Annotated in this window: 11 protein-coding genes; 8 read left to right on the forward strand and 3 right to left on the reverse strand. The window is 73.1% G+C overall.

What is annotated here, in order from left to right:
- The first annotated feature begins 92 nt into the window (after nucleotides 1–92).
- Entirely contained in the window at nucleotides 93–1295 is a 1203-nt protein-coding gene (locus tag HUT19_RS05205) for an ROK family protein (protein WP_176179303.1), read from the forward strand.
- A 21-nt stretch (nucleotides 1296–1316) separates the two neighbouring features.
- Here the strand turns inward: HUT19_RS05205 and HUT19_RS05210 are convergent, their stop codons facing one another.
- Nucleotides 1317–2063 carry a GntR family transcriptional regulator gene (locus tag HUT19_RS05210; RefSeq protein WP_176179304.1) on the reverse strand — a complete coding sequence of 249 codons (747 nt, stop codon included), beginning with the start codon at nucleotides 2061–2063 and terminating at the stop codon, nucleotides 1317–1319.
- A gap of 194 nt (nucleotides 2064–2257) precedes the next feature.
- Here HUT19_RS05210 and HUT19_RS05215 point away from each other — a divergent pair, with 194 nt between their 5' ends.
- The gene (locus tag HUT19_RS05215; protein ID WP_176179305.1) at nucleotides 2258–3004 is read left to right on the forward strand and encodes an SDR family oxidoreductase; all 747 of its coding nucleotides are present in this window, start codon (nucleotides 2258–2260) and stop codon (nucleotides 3002–3004) included.
- Between the two features lie 51 nt (nucleotides 3005–3055).
- On the opposite strand, the gene HUT19_RS05220 is transcribed toward HUT19_RS05215, so the two are convergent.
- Nucleotides 3056–3937, reverse strand: a complete 882-nt coding sequence (locus HUT19_RS05220) for an RNA polymerase sigma-70 factor (protein ID WP_176179306.1) — start codon at nucleotides 3935–3937, stop codon at nucleotides 3056–3058.
- Between the two features lie 147 nt (nucleotides 3938–4084).
- Between HUT19_RS05220 and HUT19_RS05225 the strand changes: the two genes are divergently transcribed.
- The 4 genes from HUT19_RS05225 to HUT19_RS05240 all read left to right on the forward strand — a co-directional run bounded on the left by HUT19_RS05225 (nucleotide 4085) and on the right by HUT19_RS05240 (nucleotide 8878).
- Nucleotides 4085–4915, forward strand: coding sequence for an alpha/beta fold hydrolase (locus HUT19_RS05225; protein ID WP_176179307.1), 831 nt, complete (start codon nucleotides 4085–4087; stop codon nucleotides 4913–4915).
- 195 nt (nucleotides 4916–5110) lie between these two features.
- Nucleotides 5111–6685 carry an alkaline phosphatase gene (locus tag HUT19_RS05230; RefSeq protein ID WP_176179308.1) on the forward strand — a complete coding sequence of 525 codons (1575 nt, stop codon included), beginning with the start codon at nucleotides 5111–5113 and terminating at the stop codon, nucleotides 6683–6685.
- A 169-nt stretch (nucleotides 6686–6854) separates the two neighbouring features.
- Nucleotides 6855–7337 carry a DUF1990 family protein gene (locus HUT19_RS05235; RefSeq protein ID WP_254885448.1) on the forward strand — a complete coding sequence of 161 codons (483 nt, stop codon included), beginning with the start codon at nucleotides 6855–6857 and terminating at the stop codon, nucleotides 7335–7337.
- 125 nt (nucleotides 7338–7462) lie between these two features.
- On the forward strand, nucleotides 7463–8878 hold the full coding sequence (locus HUT19_RS05240; protein WP_176179310.1) for a GNAT family N-acetyltransferase: 1416 nt from the start codon (nucleotides 7463–7465) through the stop codon (nucleotides 8876–8878).
- Here the strand turns inward: HUT19_RS05240 and HUT19_RS05245 are convergent.
- The gene (locus tag HUT19_RS05245; RefSeq protein ID WP_176179311.1) at nucleotides 8808–10025 is read right to left on the reverse strand and encodes a PLP-dependent aspartate aminotransferase family protein; all 1218 of its coding nucleotides are present in this window, start codon (nucleotides 10023–10025) and stop codon (nucleotides 8808–8810) included. The two genes, HUT19_RS05240 and HUT19_RS05245, sit on opposite strands and share 71 nt — an antisense overlap.
- Before the next feature lie 59 nt (nucleotides 10026–10084).
- Here HUT19_RS05245 and HUT19_RS05250 point away from each other — a divergent pair, with 59 nt between their 5' ends.
- Together HUT19_RS05250 and HUT19_RS05255 are read left to right on the forward strand one after the other, a co-directional pair.
- Nucleotides 10085–10579: an Lrp/AsnC family transcriptional regulator gene (locus HUT19_RS05250; protein ID WP_176179312.1), complete on the forward strand. Its 495-nt coding sequence runs from the start codon at nucleotides 10085–10087 to the stop codon at nucleotides 10577–10579.
- A 292-nt stretch (nucleotides 10580–10871) separates the two neighbouring features.
- Nucleotides 10872–12554 carry a DUF885 domain-containing protein gene (locus HUT19_RS05255; protein ID WP_176179313.1) on the forward strand — a complete coding sequence of 561 codons (1683 nt, stop codon included), beginning with the start codon at nucleotides 10872–10874 and terminating at the stop codon, nucleotides 12552–12554.
- The last annotated feature ends 131 nt before the right edge of the window (nucleotides 12555–12685 follow it).

A 12685-nucleotide genomic window follows, 5' to 3' on the forward strand; every position in this document is an offset into this window, starting at 1 on the left:
GACCCCGGTACGGCCGGGGACAGGGGCACTCGCCGCGTCCGCCGCCAGCGGATACGATCCGGCAGACACGGACAGCGAGGGAGGCCGACGACGTGGGGCGGCTCACCGGCGGGGATCCGTCCCTGCTGCGGCGCATCAACTCCTCGGTGGTGCTGCACGCGCTGCGCGCCGCGACGGCGGCCGGGTCCGGGGACGCCCCCCGTACCCCCGGGTCCGCGACCCTCACCGATCTCACCCGGGTCACCGGGCTGTCCCGGCCCACCGTCGAGGGCGTCATCGACGGGCTGATCGGCAGCGGGCTCGCGGTGGACGTGCCCGCCGAGGAAGGCGAGGTGCGCCGCCAGGGCCGCCCCGCACGCCGGTTCCGCTTCCGGGCCGAGGCCGGACATCTGCTGGGCGTCGAGATAGGGGCGCACCGGGTCGCCGCGCTGCTGTCGGACCTCGACGGGCGGGCGCTGGGTTCGACGGTGCGCGAGGTGTCCGAGAAGGCGTCGGCGGACGAGCGGCTGGAGCGGGTGCGCGGCACCGTCGCTGATCTGCTGCGGCGGGCCGGGGTGGCGCGCGATTCGCTGCGCGCGGTCGGGGTGGGCAGCCCGGGGGTGGTGGAGGACGACGGCTCGGTGCACCTGTGCACAGCCCTGCCCGGCTGGACCGGACTGCGGCTCGGTGAGCGGCTGGGGCGGTCCTTCCGCTGTCCGGTACTGGTCGAGAACGACGCCAACACGGCCGCGGTGGCCGAGCACTGGAAGGGCGCGGCGCTGGGCTCGGACGATGTGGTGTTCGTGCTGGCCGGGCTGAGCCCGGGCGCCGGATCGCTGATCGGGGGGCGGCTGCACCGGGGGTTCGGGGGCGCGGCCGGGGAGATCGGGGCGCTGCATCTGCTGGGCCGGGAGGCGACCCCGGAGGAGGTGCTGTCCACCACCGGTGAGCCGTTGAGTCCGCTGGACGAGGAGCAGGTGGCACGGGTCTTCGCGCTGGCCCGGCGGGGGGACACGCGGGCGCGGGCCGCCGTGGACCGGTTCGTCCGGCGCCTGGTGCACGATGTGGCGGCGCTGGTGCTGGCCCTGGATCCCGAGGTCGTGGTGGTGGGCGGCTGGGCCGCCGGCCTCGACGGGATGCTGGAGCCGCTGCGGGAGGAGCTGGCCCGCTACTGTCTGCGGCCGCCGCAGGTGGCGCTGTCGCTGCTGGGCGAGGCGGCGGTGAGCATGGGCGCGCTGCGGCTGGCCCTGGACCATGTGGAGGCGGAGCTGTTCGCGGTCGAGGGCACGGTCACGGCCCGCCGCGCGCACCGCTGACCGGCGGCGGACGCCGGGGCCTCAGCCCGCCAGCAGTTCTTCCTCGTCCTGCGGATCGCCGAAGGTGAGACGGCAGGCGTCGGCCCGGTAGGTGGCCACGGCGACGGCGGCGGTGCGTCCGGCCGCGACATAGCGGGTGGTGACCACGAGCACGGGGGCGCCGGGCAGCCGGTCCAGCTCCTTGGCGTCGTCCGCGCGGGCCGAGCCGAGTTCGACGGACCGCTCCCGGCCCTCCAGCTCCAGGCGGCGCAGCTCGCGCAGCACGGCGCGGGCGCGGGACAGCCCGCCGGGGGTGTCGATGGCGGTGAGGCCGGGCACCGACTCGGCCGGGACGTAGAGCAGCTCGGCGGCGAGCGGCAGTCCCTGGCTGATCCGGGTGCGGCGGACGCGGTGCACGGGGGTGCCGGGGTCGGTCTCGAGCAGCCGGGCGACGGCGGCCGGGGGCACCACCTCGGCGCTGTCGACGGACTGCCAGGCGTCGCCGCCGCCGTCGGTCCAGCCGTGGGTGGAGTCGCCGACGGCCACGCCGACGCGGGGCGGGGCGACGGTGGTGCCGACGCCGCGGCGCCGCTGGAGCCTGCCCTCCAGCTCGAGCTGTTCCAGGGCCTGCCGGAGGGTGGCGCGGGCGACACCGAAGCGGGCCGCGAGCTCACGCTCGTTGGGCAGGATCTCCCCGACCGCGAACTCGGTGTCGAGTGCGTCGCTGAGCACGGTCTTCAGGTGCCAGTACTTGGGCTCCGGCACCGATTCCAGCTCCGTGGTCCCCACCCTGTCCCCCTGTTCTCCGCACCGGTCGTGGTGCTCACCGGTTATGCGTGCTTCTTTATTAAAGGTTGTTGCAGTATCAATGCGACCATAAGGCGACGTACGTACTTGGTCAAGACCAATCCACGATCAGCTATCGTCGGTGATCACTGAGCCGATCGTCGGCGCAGGGACGGTACGGGGGCGGGAGCGGAGCGATGGACCAGGTCACGGTGGTCACCGGCGGCAGCCGCGGCATCGGGGCGGCGGTGGCCGTACGGCTCGCCCGCGCCGGGCACCACATCGCCATCGGCTACGAGCGCGCACGGGACGCCGCCGAGCGCAGCGCGGCGGCGGTGCGCGCCGAAGGGGTCTTTGCGGTGGCCGTCCAGCTGGACACCAGCGTCGAGGACCAGGTCGAGGCGCTGTTCGACACCGCTCGGGAGGAGCTGGGCCCGATCACCGGACTGGTCAACAACGCCGGGATCACCGGGCGTCTCGGCCGGTTCACCGAGACCACGCCCGAGGTGATGCGCCGGGTGGTGGACGTGAACGTGACCGGCGCGCTGCTGTGCGCGCGGCGGGCGGCGCGCGAGATGTCCACCCGCCACGGCGGCCGGGGCGGCGCCATAGTCAACATCTCCTCGGGCGCGGCGACCACGGGCAGCCCCGGGGAGTACGTCCACTACGCGGCCAGCAAGGCGGCCGTGGACGCCATGACGGTGGGGCTGTCCAAGGAACTGGCCGAGGAGGGCATCCGGGTCAACTCGGTGCAGCCCGGGATGACGGTGACCGACATCCATGCCCAGATGGGCGACCCGGAGCGGCCGTGGAAGGGCGCGGGCCGGGTGCCGATGGGGCGGCCCGGTGAGCCGGAGGAGATCGCGGGCGCGGTGGCGTGGCTGCTCTCGCCGGAGGCGTCGTACACCACCGGCGCGGTGCTGCGGGTCGCGGGCGGGCTCTGATCCGGCGACTCCGGCCGCTGGTTCCGGCGCGGTTCCGGCCGGCGATGCCGCTCAGCGCGCGAACGCGGCCAGCTTGTCAGGGTTGTGCACGATGTAGACCGACTGGACCCGGCCGTCCGCCACATCGAGGCTCATCACCGCGTCCGGCACACCGCGCGAGAAAATCACCAGACCCGGCCCGCCGTTGATCTCCGTGATGACCAACTCCGGCTCCTCGATGGGCCGCTGTGCCACGCCGAGCAGGAAGCGTCCGACCTTGTCGGCCGTCTCCAGCACCCGCAGCGGCGCCTTGGCCTTGCCACCGCTGTCGCCGACCAGCCGGGCATCGGGGGCGAGCAGTGCGAGGAGCTGCTCGATGTCCCCGCTGGTGGAGGCGGCGAGGAACTTCTCGGTCAGCTCCTGCCGCTGCCGCGGGTCCACCTCGAAGCGCGGTTTGCGCTCCTCCACATGGCGCCGGGCCCGGCCGGAGAGCTGCCGTACCGCCGCCTCGCTGCGGTCCAGCGTCTCGGCGATCTCACCGTACGGAAAGCCGAACGCCTCGCGCAGCACGAACACCGCGCGCTCCAGCGGCGACAGCGACTCCAGGACGACCAGCACCGCCAGCGAGACGGTCTCGGCGAGCAGGGCGCGCTCGGCGGCGTCCGGGGTGGTCCGGCCGAGGTCGGTGGCCATCGGCTCGGGCAGCCAGGGGCCGACGTAGGACTCCCGGCGGGAGGTGATCTGGCGCAGCCGGTCGATGGCGAGCCGGGTGGTGACCCGCATCAGGAAGGCGCGCGGATCGCGCACCTGCTCACGGTCGGTGCCGGACCAGCGCAGCCAGGTCTCCTGGACGACGTCCTCGGCGTCCGCGACCCGGCCGAGCATGCGGTAGGCCACTCCGGTCAGAACGGAACGGTGCGCTTCGAAGACGTCGGTCGCGGTGTCGGTGGCCACGCCCCCATCCCACCCGACGCGACGGAGGTTGTCCAGGCGGATCCGCCACCGCATCCGCTCGGGACTACCCGACGGTAACTCCTGCTGACATGCTGTCTCATACGCCTGACCGGCAGATCACGACGAGCCGACCCGAGGAGCCCTCCCATGGCCTCGACCATCTCCTTCCCCGTCGACACCCCCGGCGGCCCCCGCACCGCCCGGGTGGTCCACGAGCGGCGCGGCGCGGGGCGCCCGCTGGTGCTGCTGCACGGCATCGGCCATCACTGGCAGGCCTGGGAACCGGTGCTGGACATCCTCGCGGTGGAACGCGATGTCATCGCCGTCGACCTGCCCGGCTTCGGTGCCTCGCCCGCGCTGCCGGACGGCGTTCCGTACAACCTGGAGGGCGTGGTGCCGGTGCTCGGGGCGCTCTTCGGCGCGCTGGACCTCGACCGCCCCGATGTCGTCGGGAACTCGCTCGGCGGACTGCTCGCCCTGGAACTGGGCCGGGTCGGTCTCGTACGCTCCGTCACCGCGCTCGCCCCGGCCCGGTTCTGGAACGAGACCGAGCGCCGCTACGCCTTCGGGGTGCTGAACGCGATGCGGCTGGGCGCGCGGACGCTGCCACCGCCGCTGGTGGAGCGGCTGGCCCGGAGCGCGGCCGGGCGGGCGGCACTCACCGGGACCATCTACGCCCGCCCCGGGCGGCGTTCACCGGAGGCGGTGGTGGCCGAGACCCGGGCGATGCGCGAGGCGGTGGGCTTCGAGGCGACGCTCGCCGCCGGGGGCACCGGGCTGTTCACCGAGGACGTACCCGATGTGCCGGTCACCATCGGCTGGGGATCGCGCGACCGGGTGCTGCTGCGCCGTCAGGGGGTGCGCGCCAAGCGCGTGATCCCCGGGGCGCGGCTGGTGCGGCTGCCCGGCTGCGGCCATGTCCCGATGAACGACGATCCGGCGCTGGTGGCACGCGTGATCCTGGACGGCAGCCGCTGACCGACGGCCGCCCCCGGCCCCGGACGGCGGGTGTCCGGTGGTCGGGGGGATCGCCCGGCGCCGCCCACTTCCCCCGGCACGGGGGCCGGTTGTTCACTGTCCGTTCGAGCATGGGGCATCTCGCACCGATAGCAACGACAGCGGCAAGCGGCAACGCACGGCACAGCGGTTCTTCGATCACACGGGAGGTTCCACATGGCGCGGGATTCCGACAGGCGGATGGGGCGGCGGGCGGTACTGCGGGGTTCGGCGGCCGCCTCGGCGGCACTCACCCTCCCCGCCATGGCACCGGCCGCGCCCGCCCAGGCGCTGTCCGGGCGGCCGAGCGCCCGATGGGGCGTCCAGGTGGGCGATGTGACGATGTCCTCCGGGCTGGTGTGGGTGCGCTCCGACCGCCCCGCCCGGATGATCGTCGAGACCTCCGCGACCGAGTCCTTCACCCGGCCCCATCGCCGGCAGGGGCCGCTGGTGGGCCCCGGCACCGACTTCACCGGCCGTACCGCGCTGAGCGGACTGCCGTCCGGCAGTCAGGTGCACTACCGGGTGCTGCTCGCCGACCCCGACGATCCGCGCCGCACCGGAGAGCCGGTGTACGGCACGTTCCGCACCGTCTCCGCCCGCCGCCGCGAGGGGGTACGCTTTGTCTGGTCCGGCGATCTGGCCGGTCAGGGCTGGGGCATCAACCCCGACCACGGCGGCTTCCGCATCTTCGAGGAGATGCGGCGCCGCGACCCTGACTTCTTCCTGTGCAGCGGTGACAACATCTACGCCGACGGCGTATTGCCCGAGAGCGTCACCCTGCCGGACGGTTCCACCTGGCGGAACGTGGTCACCCCGGAGAAGACCAAGGTGGCCGAAACCCTCGACGAGTTCCGCGGCGCCTTCCGCTACAACCTGCTGGACGCCCCCCTGCGCCGGTTCCACGCCCAGGTGCCGACCATCACCCAGTGGGACGACCACGAGGTGCTCAACAACTGGTACCCGGGCGAGATCCTGACCGACGCCCGCTACACCGAGAAGAACGTGGATGTGCTGGCGGCCCGCGCGCGGCGGGCGTTCGCCGAGTACTTCCCCATCGGCACCCTGCGCCCCGACGCCCAGGGACGGGTCTACCGGGTACTGCGCCACGGCCCGCTGCTGGACGTCTTCGTCCTGGACTGCCGCACCTACCGCAACGCCAACTCGCCCGGCCGCCAGCCGGAGGACACCCAGGGCATCCTGGGCGCGGAGCAGCTGACCTGGCTCAAGCGGGAACTGTCGCGGTCGCGGGCGGTGTGGAAGGTGATCGCCTGCGATATGCCGCTGGGCCTGGTGGTGCCGGACGGCAGCACCGACATCGAGGCGGTGGCACAGGGCGACCCGGGCGCACCGCTGGGCCGTGAACTCCAGCTGGCCGAACTGCTGCGCCACATCAAGCACCGCAAGATCACCGGCACCGTGTGGCTGACGGCCGATGTGCACTACACCTCGGCGCAGCACTACGACCCCTCGCGGGCGGCGTTCAAGGACTTCGCGCCGTTCTGGGAGTTCGTCTCCGGACCGCTGAACGCGGGCGCCTTCCCCGCGGTGAAGCTGGACGGCACCTTCGGGCCCGAGCAGCCCTTCGTCAAGGCGCCGACCCGGGCGAATGTGTCGCCCGCCGAGGGCTTCCAGTTCTACGGCGAGGTGGACATCGACGGGGACAGCGGTGAGATGACCGTCCGGCTGCGCGAGGACGGCGGAAAGGTGCTGTTCACCAAGGTGCTGCGGCCGGGGCTGGTCGGCCAGTAGCCGTCCGCCGCGGTACGCCGCGCGGTGCGCCCGCCGCGCGGCGTACGGTACGGCCATGACGTCCACCGGCGGCCCGGGGCCTCCCGGCGCTCCTGACCCTCCCGGCGCTTCTGGCGCCCCTGGCACTCCTGGCGCTCGTGGTTCCGCGTTCCGCCTCACCTATCCGGAGGTGGGCGCCACCCGGCGGTGGCCGCTGCCGGACGGCTACCACCATCTGCGGGTGCGCACCGCCATCGGCCACGGGCCCGCGGTCTTCGAGCGGGCCGGACAGGCGGTGCTGGACTGGCGGATGCACCGGGCGGTCGGGGTCTCCATCCGCTCCGGGGAGCCGGTCGCCACCCCGGGGCGGCCGGTCGTGGTGGGGCTGGGCATGGGGCCACTGCGGCTGCGGGCGCCGTGCGAGGTGGTGTGGACGGTCGCGGACGGAACCCGTACCGGCTTCGGCTACGGCACGCTGCCGGGCCATCCGGAACGCGGCGAGGAGTCGTTCGTGGTGGGTAGGGAATCGGACGATTCCGTGGTGTTGACGGTGACGGCGTTCAGCCGCCCGGCAACGTGGTACACGCTGATGGCGGGGCCGCTGGTGCCCTTCTTCCAGCGGGCCTACGCACGGCGCTGCGGCCGGGTGCTGCGGCGACTGACCACCGAGTAAACGGAACTTCCACCTTCAATGGTTGGATTCCGGACAAAACAGAATCTTCCCATCAAACCATCACTTAACCCTCTGGACACATGGTGTTTGTGATCAGGCAACACCCTTGCGCGAAGGTGTTATCCATGACCTCTCGCGCGAACTGCCCACACCCCTCCCGCCACCGCCGCCACTGGCGGCGGGAACTGGTCGAACTGGCCGCCCTGTTCACCGCGGTGGCGGTCGCCGACACCGCGGCCAACACGGTGGTCCACGGTCCGGACGGACCGGTGCTGCTCATCGCGTCCGCCGTGGCACTGCTCGGCACGACCGCCTTCCACATATGGTGGCCACGACGCCACGGCCGTACGCCACCGGGCGACTCACCCTCGCCCGCGGACGGCGCGCGGACCGCCGCCCCCGCGGGCGCCCCGGAGACCGAACAACCCGAAGACACCGCGCTGTGGCGGATGCGCACCACCGTTCGGGACGAGCCCGGCACCCTGGCCGCGCTGTGCGCGGCGCTGGCCGGGCACCGGGTCGACATCCTCGCACTCCAGACCCATCCGCTCGCCGACGGCACGGTGGACGAGTTCCTGATCCGCTCCCCCGAGACCCTGCCCGCCGCCGAGCTGACCCGCGCGGTCGCGGCCGCGGGCGGCAGCGACACCTGGATCGAGCGGGCCGACACCCACGACCTGGTGGACGCCCCCACCCGGGTGCTGACCCTGGCCACCCGCACCGCGCTGGACGGCGCCGAACTCCCGCTGGCGCTGCGGCAGTTGCTGGGCCGCTGCACCATCCACTCGCTGCCCGCCAAGTCCCTCACCGGGCGCAGCCTCGACGGCACCCCGCCGGTCGAGGGGGTGCTGGAGGAGACGGTGATGCGGCTGCGCGACCCGTCCGGCGGCGCGATCATCATCGAGCGGCCGCATCTGCCGTTCACCCCGACCGAATTCGCCCGGGCCCGCGCCCTGGTGGAGCTGGACGCCCGGCTGGGCCCGCGCATCCCGCACCGCAGCGATGTGCTGACCCTGCCCGAGGGCAATGCGATCACCGTGCGCCGCGCGGACACCGGCGATCTGCCCGCCGCCAGCGCGATGCACGGCCGCTGCTCCCCCGAGACGCTCGGCCTGCGTTACCACGGCCCGATCGGTGACGCCGACCGCTACCTGGGCCATCTGCTCAGCCCCCGCTTCGGCCGGACCCTGGCCGCCTACACCGCGTCCGGACGGCTGGTGGCCCTCGGCCATCTGCTGTGGGACGGGGACGAGACCGAGGTCGCGCTGGTCGTCGAGGACGACTGGCAGCGGCGCGGTGTCGGCGGCCAACTGCTGCGGCGGCTGGTGGCGATGGCCGCCGAGACCGGCTGCGACAGCGTCTACGCCGTCACCCAGTCGGCCAACACCGGGATGGTGGCGGCCATGCGCTCCCTGGAACTGCCGCTGGACTACCAGATCGAGCAGGGCACCCTGGTGATCACCGCCCGGCTCAGCCCGGCACCGGCGTCCGCTCCGGCTCCGACGCCGCTTCCGGCACCCGCGCGGCCGCACGGGCACTGAGCGCCCGGTCCAGATCGCCCCACAGATCCTCGACGTCCTCCAGGCCGACCGACATCCGCAGCAGCCGATCGCTGATCCCGTGGGAGTGCCGGTCGCCCTCGGCCACGATGCGGTGGCTGATGGAGGCCGGATGCTGGATCAGGGTGTCGACGCTGCCGAGGCTGACCGCCGGGGTGATCAGCCGGACCCCGGCGATCACCTCGTGCGAGTCGCCGTGGGTCTCGAAGGCCACCATCGCGCCGCCCATCCGCGGATAGTGGACCCGCTCCACCCGCGGGTCGGCGGCCAGCCGCCGGGCCAACTCCGCCGCGGTCGCCGAGGCGGCGCGCATCCGCACCGGCAGGGTGGACAGACCGCGTAGCAGCAGATAGCCCGCGAGCGGATGGAGCACCCCGCCGGTCGCGAACCGCACCTGGCGCAGCGCCCGCGCGAACTTTTCGTCACAGGCGACGACCCCGCCCAGCACATCGCCGTGCCCGCCGAGGTACTTCGTCGCACTGTGCAGGACCACGCTCGCGCCCTGTTCGGCCGGACGCTGGAGGACCGGGGTGGCGAAGGTGTTGTCGGCGAGCAGCGGCACGGTGCCGCAGGAGTGGGCGATGGCCCGCAGATCGAGCTCGCGCAGGGTCGGGTTGGCCGGGGACTCGACCACCACCAGACCGGTGTCCGGGCGGATGGCCTCCGCAACCCCGGCCGGATCCACCCAGGTCACCTCGGTGCCCAGCAGTCCGGCGTCCAGCAGATGGTCACTGCATCCGTACAGCGGACGGACCGCGACCACATGCCGCAGCCCTTGGGCCACCCGCACCAGCAGACAGGCGCTGAGCGCCGCCATCCCGCTGGCGAACGCGACCGCGCTCTCGGTGCCCTCCAACCGGGCGAGGGCGGTCTCGAAACGGCCGACGGTCGGGTTGTCGAGGCGGGCGTAGACGGGCGGGCCGTCGGGCCGGGCGCCGGTGGTGGCGAAGTCGTCGATCCGGGCGGCCTCCTGGCGGCTGTCGTACGAGGGGTAGGTCGTCGACAGGTCCAGTGGCACGGCGTGCAGTCCCATGGCCGCGAGGTCCTCGCGGCCGGCGTGGACGGCCTCGGTGGCGAGTGCGTGGCTCCCACCGGTCCGCGTGCTCTCCGTGGTCTCCGTGAAGTCCATGGGTGAAGGGTGAACAAGCGCCGATTCAATCCGACTGATGTTCGTGCTACGTTCGGCCGATGGCCGAAACTGTCGCTCTCGATCCGGTGGATCTCCAGATTCTGCGGCTCTTGCAGAACGACGCCCGGACCACCTATCGCGATCTCGCGGCCCAGGTGGGCGTCGCCCCGTCGACCTGCCTCGACCGGGTCGCCCGGCTGCGCCGCTCGGGAGTCATTCTCGGCCATGAGCTCCGTCTCGACCCGGCCAAGCTGGGGCGCGGTCTACAGGCGCTGCTCTCGGTCCAGCTCCGGCCGCACCGCCGTGAGCTGGTCGGACCGTTCGTCGAACGGATCCGGACACTGCCCGAGTCCCGGGCGCTGTTCCACCTCGCCGGACCCGACGACTATCTGGTGCATGTCGCGGTCGCCGACACCGCCGATCTCCAGCGGCTGGTTCTGGACGAGTTCACCTCACGCCGTGAGGTGGCCCGGGTGGAGACCCGGCTGATATTCCAGCAGTGGGAGTGCGGGCCGATGCTGCCCCCGGCCCACGGCGGCACATCGGACACCTAGTAGGGGGTGTCCGCGAAGTCCCGCCGGGCCCGCGACGCTGGCACGCACGCTCGCTGCGTTGTCGGGATCACCCGAGGAGGCCCACGACGACGGCGACCCTCCGCCTTGCGATCCTCCCCCAGCTACCGCTGGGAGGTGCCCCCTGCACCAGACGCCGCGGGCTCACCCGACGCGACGTTACGGACACCCCCTGGGGGCGCATCCGGCCACCGGACCACCGCGACCACCGGGTTCAGGTATGTCACAGGTAATGCTGCTGACGCCGTGGCCCCGTTCGTACGAGGATGGCCGCATGTCCGACACCAAGAACGCTCCGCTGCCCCGTGACGTCGCCGACGCCTACGTCGACGCCCTCATCGACCTCGACCCGATCACCGGCACCTACCTGGGCGTTCCCGAGAGCTCCCGCCGTCTCCCGGACTACTCCCCGGCCGGTGCCGAGACCCTCGCCGACCTGGCCCGCACCACCCTGGACCGGCTGGCCGAGGCCGAGGCGCGGCCCGGCGCCGACAGCGACGCCGAGCGGCGCTGCGCCCGGCTGCTGCGGGAGCGGCTGACCGCGGAGCTCGCCGTGCACGACGCCCACGAGGGGCTGCGCGCCGTCAGCAATCTGCACTCCCCGCTCCACTCGGTGCGCGGCATCTTCACCGTGATGCCCACCGAGACCGAGGACGACTGGGCGGCCGTCGCGGCCCGGCTGCGCGCCGTACCGGCGGCGCTCGAGGGTTACCGCGCCTCACTCGCCGAGGGGCTGCGCCGGGAGCTGCCCGCCGGCCCCCGCCAGGTGACCACCGTGCTCGAGCAGCTTGACGAGTGGATCGGCACCGACCGCGGCTGGTTCGCGGACTTCACCGCGAACGGCCCGGAGGCACTGCGCGAGGAGCTGGACGAGGCGGCAGCGGTGGCCACCGGCGCGCTGGTCGCCCTCCGCGACTGGCTGCGCGACGATTACGGCCCGGCCGTCGAGGGTGCCCCGGACGTCGTCGGGCGTGAGCGCTACCGCCGCTGGGTCCGGATGTGGAACGGCACCGACCTCGACCTGGACGAGGCGTACGCCTACGGCTGGTCGGAGTTCCACCGCATCCACGCCGAGATGCGCACCGAGGCCGAGAAGATCCTCCCCGGTGCCACCCCGTGGGAGGCGCTGCGCCACCTCGACCAGCACGGCACCCATATCGAGGGCGTCGAGGAGACCCGGGTCTGGCTCCAGGAGCTGATGGACGAGGCCATCGAGAAGCTGGACGGCACCCACTTCGACCTGGCCGAGCGCGTCAAGCGGGTCGAGTCGATGATCGCCCCGCCCGGCAGCGCCGCGGCGCCGTACTACACCCAGCCGTCGGTGGACTTCTCCCGCCCCGGCCGGACCTGGCTGCCCACCATGGGCGAAACCCGCTTCCCGGTCTACGACCTGGTCTCCACCTGGTACCACGAGGGCGTCCCGGGCCACCACCTCCAGCTCGCCCAGTGGACCCACGTCGCCGACCAGCTCTCCCGCTACCAGGCGACCGTCGGCATGGTCAGCGCCAATGCCGAGGGCTGGGCGCTGTACGCGGAGCGGCTGATGGACGAACTGGGCTTCCTCTCCGACGCGGAGCGGCGGCTGGGCTATCTGGACGCGCAGATGATGCGGGCGCTGCGGGTGATCGTCGACATCGGGATGCATCTGGAGATGGAGATCCCCGCCGACTCCCCGTTCCACCCCGGCGAGGGCTGGACGCCGGAGCTGGCACGGGAGTTCTTCGGCATGCACTGCGGCCGCCCCGCCGAATTCCTGGACAGCGAGCTGGTCCGCTACCTCGGGATGCCGGGGCAGGCCATCGGCTACAAGCTGGGCGAGCGCGCCTGGCTGACGGGCCGCGAGGCCGCCCGCAAGGCCCACGGCGACGCCTTCGACGCCAAGAAGTGGCACATGGCGGCCCTGTCGCAGGGGTCGCTGGGGCTCGACGACCTGGTCGAGGAACTGTCGGCGCTGTGACGTCCGAACGGGGCGCGCACGCGTAGCGCGGGAGGGGCGGCCCGGCCGGGGAACGGACTTGTGGCCCGGCCGCCCCCTCCTAGGGTCCGCCCCATGGGCCCCGTCTTCCTCTTCTCGAGGGCGCCCGGGTG

This window comes from Streptomyces sp. NA02950 (assembly GCF_013364155.1).
Taxonomy (GTDB): Bacteria; Actinomycetota; Actinomycetes; order Streptomycetales; family Streptomycetaceae; genus Streptomyces.

Coding starts and splice junctions, on each gene's coding strand:
- HUT19_RS05245 (WP_176179311.1), bottom strand. CDS start 10,025: ATGGACTTCACGGAGACCACGGAGAGCACGCGGACCGGTGGGAGCCAC.
- HUT19_RS05230 (WP_176179308.1), top strand. CDS start 5,111: ATGGCGCGGGATTCCGACAGGCGGATGGGGCGGCGGGCGGTACTGCGG.
- HUT19_RS05240 (WP_176179310.1), top strand. CDS start 7,463: ATGACCTCTCGCGCGAACTGCCCACACCCCTCCCGCCACCGCCGCCAC.
- HUT19_RS05215 (WP_176179305.1), top strand. CDS start 2,258: ATGGACCAGGTCACGGTGGTCACCGGCGGCAGCCGCGGCATCGGGGCG.
- HUT19_RS05250 (WP_176179312.1), top strand. CDS start 10,085: ATGGCCGAAACTGTCGCTCTCGATCCGGTGGATCTCCAGATTCTGCGG.
- HUT19_RS05225 (WP_176179307.1), top strand. CDS start 4,085: ATGGCCTCGACCATCTCCTTCCCCGTCGACACCCCCGGCGGCCCCCGC.
- HUT19_RS05255 (WP_176179313.1), top strand. CDS start 10,872: ATGTCCGACACCAAGAACGCTCCGCTGCCCCGTGACGTCGCCGACGCC.